The sequence below is a fragment of the Neorhizobium huautlense genome (assembly GCF_002968575.1).
Classification (GTDB): Bacteria; Pseudomonadota; Alphaproteobacteria; order Rhizobiales; family Rhizobiaceae; genus Neorhizobium; species Neorhizobium huautlense.
In genome coordinates this window covers 26631-39927 of the sequence record NZ_PVBM01000009.1, presented here as the reverse complement: position 1 = coordinate 39927, position 13297 = coordinate 26631, and the positions used below count along the sequence as shown (strand labels likewise).

Genomic DNA, 13297 nt, shown 5'->3' with positions numbered 1-13297 from the left:
ATGATCAGTTAAACCCATGATCGTCTTGCGGGCTTCTAACTCGAAGGGCGCCTTTCCTTGCTAACCGCCTGACGAGGCTCTGACTGAAAGTCCGCTGCTCAAGGCTAATGAGAGCAGCATTCAGGACCGGCTAAGAACTCTGACCGCAGCCATTCACGCGCGATATGTTGGATTTCTCGGTCAGATCTGGATCAAACGGTCCTTACGCCATACACCTCGTGTGCAGGGATAGGCAGCAGGCGATAAGCCATCTCCGCCTTCAGCTCCTCGTGGCGGGCGATCTCGTCGGGCGTCTTGTCCCTCTTGGCGCCCAGCGTGACGAACTCTTCCTTCACATGTCCGGGCTTGATCACGGCTTCGGCGGTCCGCCCGCGATAGCTGAAGCGAAACACATAGGGACCGGGAGGATCTGAAATAATGTCCTTGCCGCCGATCGATTTGTCGATGGTCAGCCGCCCCTCGGTCAGCGCCCGGGTCACCATTTCCAGCGCGTCGCGGCCGCCGGGACCGGAAAAAGCGGTCACAATCAGCACCTCGCGCCGCTCCAGCGGCGTGTCGGACAATAGCGGAAACGCCGCTTGCATGGCCTTCAGCGCATGCGCGACGCCGCCGGGAAAGCCGCCGCCGTGATAGGCGTTGATGCTGTCAAAGGTGAAGCTTATCGGGTGTCCGTTGTCGAGGACGGTGATCTCGTTAGACATGGGCATAGGCCCTCAGATTGGGGACGAGCCGGTCGAGGAAGCGTGTCGTCGCCGGCATGAAATGCGAACCGTGATGGAACATCGGATCGAGTGAGGAGAGGATCATTGTTCCCGATGTCGTGACCTTGTCCTCGTAAAGGATCGCCCGGTCTTCGCCATCGCGAGCGAGAACGGTGGCGTCGTCCGGCGGCGTGAACCAACCATGCAGATGCCAGGTTGCTTCGTTGTCGCCGATACCCGCCATCAGCGGATGGCTGGCAGCGGCCTCGGTGACGCGCACGCCGAGATTGGCGGCCGGATCGAGCCACCACCACCAGTTCGTCGGCGTACCGGTGAAGTCGACATGCGGCAGCCAGAGATCCGACCGGCTCTCGCCGAGCGCCACCACCGTGCCTCCGGCCGTGAGATGGCGAGCGATCACGTCCTTCTGGGCGATCATGCGCTGCGCCGGCGTACGGCATGGAACCCAGAGAATATCGTCGGGGCGCAGGATGTCGGCGAGCTCTTCGGGCGCGCAGATCACGTCGAATACCTCCGTGTAGCGCGGTCCTTCCAGGCTGCGGATATTGTAATAGGTGCCGCAGGATAGCGCGACGACGCGCCGTCCCGTCCGGCTCGACATGCGCATGCCGCCATAGGTTTCGGGCGCGGCAAGCGGCAGCTCGGCGGCCGGTAACGCAGGCGCTGAAGGCCATGGGTCGAGGCAGGGTCCGCCAAGCGTCCAGTCGATCATGCGCCGTGTCAGTTCGCCCGACAGGTTCCATTCCAGCCCCCTCGAGCCGAGGTCATTGCCGGCATGGGAAAAGATCCGCCCGCCTTTCGGCCGCGCCCAGACCCAGTCGACCGGCACCCGCGCCGGTCCCAGACCGTTGACCGCCACGGCACCTTCGGGTAGCGGATTGCAACCCCGGCCGTAAAAGCCCGCCACGCCCTTGTTGGTCTCGAGCTTGGAAAGCTCGATGCCGGAAAACAGCGGATGGGCATTGACCGGGGAAAGGTCGAAATCGGCGCGCTTCGGCGCCTCGATCGGCCGGTACTGGCTCATACCCTCGACCAGCGGCCGCACCATGTGGCCATTGAAGAACCAGCGTCCGCCGGCGTCGAGGAAGGCGGCGAGCGCCTCGCGCATCAGGGCCATGGCGTTCTGGTCGAGCTGGTTGCCGGTGATCAGGCCCTTGTGGGCCAGAAGCATGTCGGCGTTCAGCGCCGGCTGCTCGACGATCGTCACCAGACCCTCGGCCGCGGCCGCCTTCACCGCCTCGGACGGGGCCTCATACGCTGATTTCAGGTAGATCGTGGTCATGCTGCCTCTATCCCGGCGAAGGCCGGCAGGATTGCCCGGCGCGTCTCGCCCGTCGGTCCGGGGACGTCCACCCATCGCATCGCCACGCCGTAAAGTTCCGACAGTTTGTCGGGCTCGAGCATCTCGGCGACGGTGCCGTGCATCTCACGCCCTTCCGGCATCATCAACAGCACGTCGTCGGCCGCCGCCAGCGCATGGTTGGGATCGTGGGTGGTGAACAGGATCGCCTTGTTGCGGCGAAGTCTCAGCATGTTCAGGAGTTCCAGCGTGCGCGACTGGTTGCCGAGATCGAGTGCCGAGGTCGGCTCGTCGAAGACCAGCGCCGGCGATCCGGTGGCGATGGCCCGGGCGATCAGCACCATCTGTCGCTGGCCGCCGGACATGCGGTCGTAGCGAAGCTCGGTCAGATGGCAGGCGCCGACCTCGGCCAGCGCCTCCTCGGCCGCCGCGCGGTCGTCGGCCGAGGGCTGGCCGAACAGGCCAAGCCGCGCCGCCCGGCCCATGATCACGACATCGAGGCCGGAAAGCTTGGCCTGCGAGGCGCCGTGCTGCGGCACGTAGCCAGCGATTTTCGGAGCGCTGCGGCGACCCTTCACCAGCGGCTGGAAGCCGAGCAGGGCGCGCAAAAGCGTCGTCTTGCCGCGGCCATTGGGGCCGAGCACCGCCATCGACCGGCCGACCGGCACGGTGAAGCTGATGCCGGAAAACAGCGTGCGGGCGCCAAACGAGACGGAGGCGTCTTCAAGGCCGATCATGTCCGGTTCGTCTCCTTGAAATGGCGGCGCAGCAGATAGCCGAACACCGGCGCGCCGACCAGCGCGGTCAGCACGCCAAGCGGGATCTCCGCCGCCGTCAGAGTGCGCGCCATGGTGTCGATCAGTGTCAAGTAGGCCGCGCCCAGCAGTGCCGATGCCGGGATCAGCGCGCGGTGGTCCTCGCCGACGAGGATACGCGCGGCATGCGGCACGACGAGCCCGATCCAGCCGATGATGCCGGCGACCGCTACCGAGGTTCCGGTCATCAGCGAAATGGCGGTGAAGATGTACCAGCGCTCGCGGTCCGGATTGACGCCGAGCGACCGGGCTTCTTGCTCCTCCAGCGCCAAAAGGTTGAGCCGATAGCGCAACAGCCAGACGGCGATGAGACCAAGCCCCATGCCCGGCACGGCGAGCCACAGGCGCGGCCAGGTAGCGGTCGAGAACGAACCCATCAGCCAGTAGACGATGGCCGGCAGCGAGGTATTGGGATCGGCGACGAACTGCACGACGGACACCAACGCCGCGAACAGCGCCCCGACGATCATGCCGGCGAGGATGACCGTGATCACCTCGGTGCGACCGTTGATACGGGCAAGAAGCCCGACCAGCACCAGCGCCGACAGGCCGAGCAGGAAGGCCATGCCGAGCAGCACGACACCGGAATAGCCAAACAGGATGGCGAGCGCTCCGCCAAAAGCGGCCCCCTGGCTGATGCCGAGCACCTGCGGCGAGACCAGCGGATTGCGGAACACGCCCTGCAGGGCCGCGCCACCGACGGCGAGCGCCGCGCCTGACAGCGCCGCCAGAAGCACGCGCGGCAGGCGCACGAGCAGCACGATGCGCTCGTCCATCTGGGTCGGCGCGGCATCCGGGTTGAGGATCGCCGCCAGCAGGATCTCGCCGATCCGCGGCACGTCGACGGAAAAGCGTCCGGCGCCGATCGAAAACAGCATGGCGGCAATCAGCGCCAGCACCATAAGCCCGAACGCACCGATCCGCAAACCGATCAGGCTTTGGCGCCCGCTCTCCGTCGCCGCCATCGCCATCCTACTTCGCCTTGAACTGGGCGTAGTCGGTGGCGTCGCCCTGCATGCCGATCCACAGGATGCCGTCGATGTCCTCGTCGGTCAGGTCGTAGGCGTAGAGCGTCTTGTAGGCCTTTTTCATCTCGCCGCGCAGGTCGTACTGGAAGACGTCGGGATGCAGGAGATTGGCGAGCCACATCCAGGTCATTGGGCTTTCTTGGTTCGGCGGATCCCAGCGATAGCCGCCAAGCGGCATCTTGTAGACGCGCTTTTCCTGGGCGGCCTTGGTCAGCGACAGGATCGGGTCGTCATAGATCCGCTCAAGGCCGAGCTTGGCCTCGAAACTGTTGAGGAGAATGACATCCGGGTTCCACTCGGCGATCTGCTCCGGGCTGATCGTCGTGCCCTGGCCCTCGAGATTGGCGGAGGCCGAAGTGGCGCCGACCAGATTGATGTAGAAGGCGTTGTAGTTCCCCTTGTCGCCAGATGCCGTCAGACTTTCGAGGGCGCGGCCGAGATAGAGGACTTTCGGCTTCTGCTCCGCCGGAATCTCCTTCGACTTCGCCGCCATTTCGGCGGCCACCTGGTCACGCCAGCCATTGATCATCTCCGCCCGTTCGGGCTTGCCCATCGCGGTCGCCACCATGGCCTGGTACTGCTTGGTCTTCTCCTCCGTGCCGTAGGAGATCAAAAGGGCGGTCAGGCCGGCATTGACGATCGGGTCGACCAGGTCCGGGCCGCGATCGGCCCACTGGATGACGAGCTCGGGATTGGTGGCGGCCAGTTCCTCGACGTTCGGAATGAAGTTCGGCGCGGTGATATCGGAAGGAATGTCCTTGGCCTCGGGGAAGATCTTGCCGAGCACGCCCTCGACGATCGCCGACTTGGCGGTCGGGTTCATGCCGACCAGCTTCGAGGTTCCGCCGTCCATGGCGATGATGGTCGAAGCCATCGGGATCGGGATCGATGCGATCCGCTTGACCGGCTTTGGCAGTGTGACGGTGCGGTTCTCGTGGTCGATGATGGTGATCGGATCAGCGGTTGCGACCATTGGCTGCGCAAAAACGAATGCAACTGTAATCGCTAGCTTGTTCCGTCTGAAAAGCATGAAAACCCCCTAGAAATTCTATGACGCATATCCAATCGTAAATATGATTTATTTTGTCAAGATAATTGGGGTGACTGTCATCAAACGAGTGGGTGAGGAAGGTTGAAGTGGACAGCGGCAAGCGTGCGGGTTTGCCGAGTGACGTCGCGGAGAAGATGAAGGCACTGGAGCGGGAGAACCGCGAACTTCGTCAGGCCAATGAGATTTTGCGCAAGGCCTCTGCATATTTTGCCCAGGCGGAGCTCGAGCGCCCACTGAAGCGATGATCTCCTTCATCGATGCAAACCGCTCGGTGCTCGGGGTCGAGCCGATCTGCAGACTTTTGCCGATTGCCAAGAGGCCTTAGGCTGGCTTCCGTAATAGCGCGGCTACCACAACGGCAGGAACGCTGAATAGCATGTCCAAGGGAACGACGCGCTGTTTGAGATCGACGCCATAACAATAGCTTGGCTTATTTGACATTCATCTGGGGCTGCATGCAGTCGTTCCGATTTCGAACGAACTTACCCAGCGTAGAGTTCTCATCGTCCTGAGCCTCGTCGGCAAAGACTTCTGCGACCAGCAGAATTCCGACTACCGGTCGTCGACCGCGACAAGATTGCTCGTTGTGCGGAACCCACTGGGGATCCCTCCCGGAACTCCGCCAGAGAGATGCTGGCCTTTCGCTTTTCTCATCCTGATCATGGGCGCCACGCATGCTTTCGCCGCGCGAATGGAAAGACCGGTAGCGAACGGATCCCCCACCGGCCGGTGTTTATCCACGCCGTCAACTCGACCGAAACCGCGAAGACCGAGGGAGTCGCGCCGACCCTGGATGAGTGAGTTCTCACGACCTCCAAGTCGCACGCGCCTCGTTGATGGGCGATTTTGCCGAACAAACAAGCGGCCCTCTTTAGCTCCATCCGATCCGCGAAACATGCTCAAACGATTGTCACGCCGATGTCACGCGGCGGCGGCCAATGAATGCACTAAGGTATGAAAACTGTCCGTTAAGAGCATTTATCCGACGAGCAATTTTCGATGATCAAGTTATACGTCTCCTTGGCATTCTCCCTGATGGTTGCAGGAGCATCATTTGTGGCAGCCGTGAACCAGGGACCGTCTCAATCCCACTACCTACATCTGGCGAAGCAACACGAGTGAAGCGACATTTTCGCTCGAACGATCGACTGGCGCGCAGTCCTTCAACATGGCGCAAATGCAAACTGCACAGTTAAAACACTATCGGTGTTCGTCAGCCGCCGCCGCTTACCGAGAGCGCACGCGCATCTGAGGTCTCGTTTCCAGATTGGTGTATGTGGGGGAGAACCAAACCATGCCGGCAACGTCTGACTTCGTTCGGGAGCTGTTCGCAGCCGCCAACCAGATCGATATGATTACGATGTCCGAAGGCAGGAGACTTGTCGATAGGGCCGCATCGACGATCAAGGACCAGCGGGAACGGCTTGCGGAGATGGGCAAGATCCTTCCGGTGACACGAGACGTCACGGCGGATCTGCCGGGGTTTTTGGCATGTTTCGATCTGATGCCACCTCAACTGGTTTCCGTGACGCTGATGAAGTGCGCCGACGAGATCGTTCGTCTCGGACGACTGCTTGGAGAGCATGAAACTTGCTGAGTTAACCGTGCGTTAACGGTGTTCGGAACGCCGTCTGGACGAAGCAGCAGCGCTGGCGGAAATCTCCAGCGCCGCAGCTCCGTCCAGACGGTACCCCACTGCGGTGAGGCTCGACACGCTTCCATAGCTTGCGTGTCGAGCCTTCCAATGCCGCGCCCCTGGAGTCCCGGGAACGGCAACCGGCTTACCCCCTAAGCCGATTACTGATAGCGATTGCCGGTCGCCGTTCGTGAAGCCACAAGCCTTGCGATGTCGACTTCGACGTCGCTGTGCAGTTCCATGCTGATTGCTTCCAAGGTTACCGAAAGTCCTGCTTCCACCTCCCGCGACTGCAGTAGACGCGCAGTATCGCGCGCGTAAACGAGCAGGCGCGCCAAAGCTTCCAGCTCGGCATTCCGATCGATGTCATGCGTCATTGAAACGTCCCTCGTTCCCTCGGTCGGACGCGCAATCTAACCCGAACCGCAAAGGACTGGCGTGACATCGGCGTGACACAACGCGCGGCTGATAACGTCAGCAATCGCGCCACAGGGATGTACGATTGAATTCGAAGGAAGGAACCGTGCGCTGCCGGACCGTCTGGCGCAGGATTTGGATGAGAGAGAGGGCGTCGAGACGTTTCTGGTCTATATATTCCGACCTCAGGATTGCCAACAGTTCCGCGGCGCGATGGAATTCGATATCCGGGCAGCCTTCGACAATGGCAGCCCAGGTCCGGACCTTGAAAAACAACGAATGGGCGCTTTGTGCCACCAACCGCTCTTCTGCAGAGGAGATGAGGTTTCGTCGGCGGCAGGGAGCGAGTGTGGCGGTCACGTTCACCAAAGGCAGGGTAAGTGCAAGATAGTTCATCTCCTTCGGCCCATGGAGCAGCGCCACGTCGGCGTCGTCGACCAAGGCTCCGCTCGCATAACCTTGAAATATCTCTCCGATGCCGACCATGCCGAAGGCCCGGCACTCAGCCGCCCGCAAGGCACCCATGCTTGCAGCACCGTAGATCGTTACCCCCTTTGCCAGGCCGTAGAGGATCTCCTTGTGCCAAACGGGAGCGACATATTCGAATGCACCATCGATCAAACCGATGACGGTTGCACCTTCATCAATCGCACGGCGCAGATCCCCCTGGACAGCCGGAGGGCGAACCTCGACCTCGGTTCCAGCGATTTCACTGGCATTCGGAAGGCTTGGCCCCGCAAACACGATCTTCATGGAATCAATGTCGCAGAAACTGCTCTTGGCCCCAATTTCTGCCGTCGTGCTCCCTCCGGATTTTCCAGGTCCGGGACGAGGATCTTTGAAACGGCAAAGGGCAGGTCCGGATGGCCAAGCGGGACCGATATTGCACGTCGAATGCCCGCCTGCGAAAGACATCCGAGGATTTGGTCCAATCCGGCGGGGCCGCCACAGGGTGGGTCACGCCCTGGTCGTGCGTCAAACAGCCTTCGCAGACGATCTGAAAGGGGCCGCCGGTAACTTTCGGGAAAGATGTCGTCGCGGGCACCACTGATATGCGTGACCCGGGACTGGGCGGCCTCGGTGATTGCGCGAATTGCTGCTTGCTCGGGCCGTGGATGAGCACCGCAGCCGAAGGTCACGTCTACATAACGGGCAGAGGTTGATCGCAGTGCGCTTTTGTTCGCAAGGAAGGCGGCTATACAAGGAATTTTAAGGTCGCTGGTGATGTCGAACAGCTGCAGGGAGATGTCCTTATCCTCGATCATCGCAACGAGCTTCCTGACCCGCTGATCGGAGAAGGCTTCGGGTGCGACACATCGTGCATGCTGTCTTGGTTCGGAAAGCACCTGCCACAAAACATGGGCGTCCCGTTCGATCCGCTCGAGAAGGCCGTGGAAGACCGTCTCGTCACGGTTATTCCCTGAGGCCAAACCGTCGGAAGATTGCCAGTACCGCCAGTCTGCCAATGTCCGATCGAGGCAAACAGCCTCCATCGGGACGTGGACCCGCCGCCCCGAAAGGAGATCTCGCCCCTCCACGAAAAAAAGCTCGTCATCCGGGCTCGGAACATGCTTGCCGCTCGCGACGAGCGAGGAAAGCAGGTCCGCCTCCTCGCCTTCCCGATCGAGCCTTAAGACCGATGTCAGTTTGGCTCCCAACACGGGTTCGCATGCCACGGCCCGCTCGAGAGCTTCCATGGCAGCCGAGGTTCTCGCGTCGGCGTCGGTCAAGCCCTTGCCTTGCGCGACCACGATGGATTTCGCGTTGGGGGTATAGGCGCACCAAACCGGAATTCCGATGCAGTCCAGTCCAGTTTGACGGCCGATGCGAGTGATACCGAACCGCTCCAGAAACGGAAATACCCGCTCGAAGGTCTCTGCAGGCGAGCAAATACGGTCCATGCCTCAGATCGACGTTTTGTCAGCCGTCGAATACACCGGAAGCCACCTGTTCCGAGGAGGAAACCGCGACAACCAGATTGACGCCTTTGACGATCGTTCCCCCTGCCCTTCTGAGATCATTTGCGGCAGCCAGCGGCCCGGACACCGGCGCCGCCATAGACTGGACAGTTCCCGCATCAAGGTCGGCAAGGTAGAGCTGCTCGTCACCTGGCAACCCGATCACAACAATTCTAGCCATCAATTCCCCCTTTTTGGATCAGCGATTAGAACCCGGCCTTCAACAGGCCCTCGCGGTACACGTCCTTTTGCCACTGTTCGCGCACCGGAAGTACGGACAGCCACTTGTCGACATCAAAGTGTGGATTGAGCTCCTGGGCCTTGCGCCGATGGATCCGCGCCTTGGCCATATCGCCAGCCATTGCATGGCTGGCAGCGAGGAGCCGGCGCGCCGAAGACGGATCCTCCATGCGCTCGATGTAGCCGATCGCTGCATCAAACCGGCCAAGGAAATAGCTGGCCCCTGCGGCGATCCAGAAATAGTCGTCCGGGCAAATGGGATTGAGCGCCATGGCCTTTTCGATCTTGGCCAGGCCTTCAGACGGTTTGGAAGCGTGGACCAGAGCGTCGGCATATCCGCATACGGCATCCGCCAGGTGCGGGCTCAGCTGTTCGGCCCGGTCGAAGGCTTCGAGGCTGTGATCTACGTCGCCGATATAGAGCTTCGACAAGGCGAGTTCCCGATGCGCCGATGCCAGTTCCGGCTCCAGGGTGACTGCCCGCTGTGCTACCTGCTCGGCCTGGCGGAGCAATTCACCATCTCCCCTCGCCGTCAAAACCCATTCCCAGGAATAGGTGCGCGACAGGCCGGCAAGAGCCGGGGCGAAGTCGTTGCGCATCTTGAGCGTCTCCCTGAACGCGTTCCGGGCACGGCGGACATCAGGAAGCGTGAACTTGTTAAGATGTTGTGAGCTTGCCAGATACGAACGATACACCTCCGGCTGGGCGCGGTAATCGGCAAGTATGGCCTCGCTGCGCCGGAGATGGTGGTTGATCGCCTCCACAACCATCTGCGCCACCTGCTTTCGATGCGAAACCAGCAGGTTTGGATCAAGATGAAACCGCTCCGCCCATAGGAGGCTGTCGGAGGGCAGAAAGATCATCTGCACAAAAAGCCCGTCCGGCCCAAGGCGAGTATCGATGACATAAGAAATCGCATGGGTTTCCAGTTGCGCAAGCTTATCAGGGTGGCTGCGGATTCGCTCGGCTGTGTAAGGAGCGACCACGGCCACCGTTCGCAGCGAGCACAGGCTGATGGTGATGTCTTCCAGGAGAGCGTGTGCGGGATAGGAGGCACGGTCATCGATACCGGTCGGAGCAAGGAGAACCAGCCGGGGGAGTTCGGACATGACCTGGACCGGCGGGATCGCGGCGTCGGTCAAGGCAGCCAATTCCGGTCGTCCTGGCAAAGCGGGCAACCGAGGCGTGGTACCGCCCTGGCGACGATGTGTCTCCACCAGGACTTCCTGGACCGCCATATCGTCCGGATGCCGCTCAAGCAGCTGCTTTGCGACCTCTTTGATCAGCGGCAGGTCCTGCCGATCCTGAGCGGCGGCGGCAAGCAAAAGGTCCCGAAGCCCGCTCCAGTGGCGCTCTCGTTGCGTCTCCGCCCATGACTTCAGTGCAGAAGGCAGATCGACTCCATCGAGGAACCGCAGGGTCAGAAGTTTCGAAGCGGTGCGAAGCTGGTCGTAACCGGCAGGGTCAGCCGAAAAGAGCATGAAATCGGCATCCACCGGCAGGCCTGTCAGCTTGACGTTCAAAGTGGAAGATTCCATCGGCAACCGCCAGCCGCTGGCTGCACACTTGCGCACCCTTTCGATCATCTTGCGGAAGTTGGTTTTGGCTGCCTCCGGGTCTCCGCTCCAAAGTAATCGCGCCAGGTGCTCGCGTGGCAGTTTCTCCTCGCCTTCGACCATCATATAGACGAGAGCAAGCAATGCCTTTTCCGGAAGGGGTAGCCGCCCCTGTTCGTCATCGGCAATCCACAGGCTCCCAAAGGTCACCAACCGTAGCATGACTACGTCCGTCAGCCAGCGGCTCTCGGATCATCCGATTTGGTATCGGTTGCATCCGGGCCGCGGCTTAACGATTTGACGAGTTGAAGGATGTTCTGGCGCAGCTTGGGGTTCCCGACGCGCTGGAATGCGAGATTGAACTCGATCCCCTCACGGCTTCCAACGAACCTTGTCACGGCGTCGTCCTCCCTCACTTGCGACCTGTTGTCGCCGGCTGCATGGCTGGCGGGACCATCCTCGAAAAAGAAGGCGACCGGCACGTTCAATATGGTGGAAATGTGCTGCAGGCGACTGGCGCCAACCCGGTTGGTTCCTTTCTCGTATTTCTGAACTTGCTGGAATGTTATTCCAAGGTTTTCGCCAAGCGTTTCCTGGCTCATTTTAAGCATCGTCCGGCGCAGCCGGATCCGGCTTCCGACATAAACATCAATGGGATTAGGTTTCTTCTGGTCCATCGCCAAGGTCCCTCCGTCTTCGTCGAAGACTGCTCCACTCGCAAAGGTATTTCAACTGGTGCTCGCAAAATAGTCGCACAGATAATCCGGTCATCAGACGGCACCCTGGAGACCGCTCTCGCCGTCGTCCGCGAAGCACTATCAACAGCAACGGTGAGCTTGGAGCTTTCACGTCAGTCACAGTCGTTTGTAAGATGGAGACACACAGAAAGGTACCCGGCGATTCTGGCTTTGACCTGAAGCATGGTGCTAGCCTCCAGCCAACAGCTTCATCACCCGTGGACCTGATGCCACCCATGGCGGCCTTGCTTGCGGCTCGTGAGCAGGCTGCCTGGCGGAGCTTTTTCCTAGGTACTTTCTGCAATGTAACGGCTGCGGTACTTCGTTTAAATTCGCTTGCTTGGCCGATGACTAGAAACGGGAGGCACGGACCGAATGAAGAACCGCCGCGCATTGCCAAGGTGATCCATCACTCCAGGCTGTCACGGTCACTCAGGAGATTGCGGGGGGTCAGGCACAGCCTCAACCCTGCTCTTGAACATGCCGCCAGAGCATCTACTACCCTCTAATGCGCTACGTGACCGCCGTCGGCCTCGAGTAATCGCGAAACGGGGCTCTCCTGACGGAACTTTGCGGCGACGTCCGGTCCGGTCTCTGGGGTCACCGGGTCTTAAAGCCCTACCAAGGGTATCCGCATCGCGAGATCGAGCTTTTACGAGAAGCGACGATACCGATGCCTGAATACGCGGAAATGTCTCTGTCGCAGGCAAGCGGCGATCTCTCAAGTTTTACGAGCGACCCGATCTGGGCGGAACTGGCAGAGCACATCAGGACCAGAGCCATAACGCCGCTTTCTCCCGAATGGGGATGGTCAGCGTCGTAGAAGGCGTTTGATTTTGGCTGGCTCCGATGCTCAATTCATTCCAATTGAGCTGAACCTCATAACGGGCCGGAGGCCGATGTGTCGATCAAACAACAGGCCGTCATCAGGCAGCTATCGTCCGATGATGTCGATATATTTCGCAGAATACGGTTGGAGGCGCTTTTAGAGGAACCGCTTTCGTTCGCGAGCGTGTATGACGATTGGGCTCACCTTTCTGACGACGAATGGCGCCACCATCTGGACCATCCGGTTTTCGTCGCGTTTGTTGATGGACGGCCCGTCGGCATGATGGGGGTCAAGTTCCAACGCCCGAGCCGGTTCTCGCATCGGGCGACAATTATTGGCGTCTATGTGCAGAAGGGTCAACGTGGGAGCGGGATGGCCACACAGCTTCTGGGCCACATCATCCAGCACGCAAAAGACCACGCGGTTTTGCAGCTTGAGCTTTCGGTGAACGCAGAAAATTCAGCCGCGGTCCGCTTTTATCAGCGCCATGGTTTCCTAGAGGTTGGTCGCATTCCGGATGGTTTTCGTGGTCACAACATGGAAGCTGACGAGGTAATCATGGTCCTCCGTTTGAATAGATAATCATCCCGAATTTGGCCGCCTGTGAACCTTCCGCAGCTGTCACGCTCGCAAAACGAATGACAAGGCGCTGGTGGTGATCACCGATCACCCCCACCGCTACCTTAAAAGGCTGGCCAACCCGTACCTTATCCAGCTCCCTTAGAAGACGATGCCATTTCTGATTTCGAGACATGGGAACGGCAGCCGGCGCGGTGCTGATTACTTTCGTCATCGAACGATTTTGGACTTTTCGGGCTATGGAAGAGCGGCGTTTCCAGCTCGGCCTGCGGGTTGATTTAGCCACCTTAGTGCGGAAGCCCTCATCAAGGACGGCCTCCGCCCCGGCGAAACTCTCTATCACAAACAAAGCATTAGCTAGAAAACAGAAGAAGTACGCACGCGGCCTCGCCGGCCGCGCTTGACATAGATCAATTAGCGACGCAGTAT

Annotated in this window: 13 protein-coding genes, 1 pseudogene and 1 other annotated feature; of the genes and pseudogenes, 3 read left to right on the top strand and 11 right to left on the bottom strand. The window is 60.4% G+C overall.

From position 1 onward, the window contains the following. Positions 1-191: 191 nt before the first annotated feature. Genes C5L12_RS12140 through C5L12_RS12120 form a run of 5 tightly spaced genes read right to left on the bottom strand, consistent with a single transcriptional unit; the run spans position 192 to position 4895 of the window. On the bottom strand, positions 192-701 hold the full coding sequence (locus tag C5L12_RS12140; RefSeq protein WP_105372309.1) for a hypothetical protein: 510 nt from the start codon (positions 699-701) through the stop codon (positions 192-194). Further along, the gene (locus C5L12_RS28585; protein WP_105372308.1) at positions 694-2004 is read right to left on the bottom strand and encodes a hypothetical protein; all 1311 of its coding nucleotides are present in this window, start codon (positions 2002-2004) and stop codon (positions 694-696) included. The genes C5L12_RS12140 and C5L12_RS28585 overlap by 8 nt, the downstream gene beginning before the upstream one ends. After that, the gene (locus tag C5L12_RS12130; RefSeq protein ID WP_105372307.1) at positions 2001-2759 is read right to left on the bottom strand and encodes an ABC transporter ATP-binding protein; all 759 of its coding nucleotides are present in this window, start codon (positions 2757-2759) and stop codon (positions 2001-2003) included. Before C5L12_RS12130 ends, C5L12_RS28585 begins: the two co-directional genes overlap by 4 nt. Continuing rightward, entirely contained in the window at positions 2756-3808 is a 1053-nt protein-coding gene (locus tag C5L12_RS12125) for a FecCD family ABC transporter permease (RefSeq protein ID WP_105372306.1), read from the bottom strand. Before C5L12_RS12125 ends, C5L12_RS12130 begins: the two co-directional genes overlap by 4 nt. Position 3809: 1 nt before the next feature. Next, positions 3810-4895 carry an ABC transporter substrate-binding protein gene (locus C5L12_RS12120; RefSeq protein ID WP_105372305.1) on the bottom strand — a complete coding sequence of 362 codons (1086 nt, stop codon included), beginning with the start codon at positions 4893-4895 and terminating at the stop codon, positions 3810-3812. A gap of 86 nt (positions 4896-4981) precedes the next feature. Between C5L12_RS12120 and C5L12_RS28400 the strand changes: the two are divergent. Beyond that, positions 4982-5229, top strand: a pseudogene (locus C5L12_RS28400) (IS3 family transposase); the annotation flags it as partial. Then, positions 5116-5232, top strand: a sequence feature (AL1L pseudoknot). (Overlaps the previous pseudogene by 114 nt.) A 978-nt stretch (positions 5233-6210) precedes the next feature. Then, positions 6211-6513: a hypothetical protein gene (locus tag C5L12_RS12110; RefSeq protein ID WP_105372304.1), complete on the top strand. Its 303-nt coding sequence runs from the start codon at positions 6211-6213 to the stop codon at positions 6511-6513. A gap of 200 nt (positions 6514-6713) precedes the next feature. Here C5L12_RS12110 and C5L12_RS12105 read toward each other — a convergent pair whose 3' ends face one another. The 6 genes from C5L12_RS12105 to C5L12_RS12080 form a co-directional block, all read right to left on the bottom strand. After that, positions 6714-6929, bottom strand: coding sequence for a hypothetical protein (locus C5L12_RS12105; RefSeq protein WP_105372303.1), 216 nt, complete (start codon positions 6927-6929; stop codon positions 6714-6716). 97 nt (positions 6930-7026) lie between these two features. Continuing rightward, a complete protein-coding gene (locus tag C5L12_RS12100; RefSeq protein WP_105372302.1) occupies positions 7027-7722 on the bottom strand; it encodes a TfuA-like protein in 696 nt (231 codons plus the stop codon). Further along, positions 7719-8870 (bottom strand): YcaO-like family protein, encoded by a 1152-nt coding sequence (locus C5L12_RS12095; RefSeq protein WP_105372301.1) that lies wholly within the window; start codon positions 8868-8870, stop codon positions 7719-7721. The genes C5L12_RS12100 and C5L12_RS12095 overlap by 4 nt, the downstream gene beginning before the upstream one ends. A 19-nt stretch (positions 8871-8889) precedes the next feature. After that, the gene (locus tag C5L12_RS12090; protein WP_105372300.1) at positions 8890-9108 is read right to left on the bottom strand and encodes a hypothetical protein; all 219 of its coding nucleotides are present in this window, start codon (positions 9106-9108) and stop codon (positions 8890-8892) included. A 25-nt stretch (positions 9109-9133) separates the two neighbouring features. Then, positions 9134-10945 (bottom strand): hypothetical protein, encoded by a 1812-nt coding sequence (locus C5L12_RS12085; RefSeq protein WP_157949039.1) that lies wholly within the window; start codon positions 10943-10945, stop codon positions 9134-9136. An 11-nt stretch (positions 10946-10956) separates the two neighbouring features. Continuing rightward, entirely contained in the window at positions 10957-11406 is a 450-nt protein-coding gene (locus C5L12_RS12080) for a helix-turn-helix domain-containing protein (protein WP_105372298.1), read from the bottom strand. A 955-nt stretch (positions 11407-12361) separates the two neighbouring features. Between C5L12_RS12080 and C5L12_RS12075 the strand changes: the two genes are divergently transcribed. Then, on the top strand, positions 12362-12871 hold the full coding sequence (locus C5L12_RS12075) for a GNAT family N-acetyltransferase (RefSeq protein ID WP_105372297.1): 510 nt from the start codon (positions 12362-12364) through the stop codon (positions 12869-12871). Positions 12872-13297: the final 426 nt, after the last annotated feature.